Genomic DNA, 226 nt, shown 5'->3' with positions numbered 1-226 from the left:
ACGGCGACACGCTGATGGAGGCGGAGTCCCCGGCGTCGCCGTCCACGACCAGCAACGATGTTGGTTACGGCGACGACAGCGACAGCGGCTACGGCGACGACAGCGGCTACGGCGACGACTCGGACACGGGAGGCTACGGCGACACGCCCACCGAGCCGCCCATCGAGCCGCCGACCAAGACCGAGCCGCCCATCGAGCCGCCGACCAAGACCGAGCCGCCCATCGA

General features: G+C 70.8%; 1 pseudogene. It reads left to right on the top strand.

The features are described from left to right. A pseudogene (locus AC5P09_RS52350) lies at nucleotides 1–226 on the top strand (hypothetical protein); the annotation flags it as partial.

It is taken from the genome of Streptomyces sp. a15 (genome assembly GCF_059026085.1).
The sequence above is the reverse complement of the archived record's forward strand: the minus strand, read 5'-3'. Positions and strand labels throughout refer to the sequence as shown.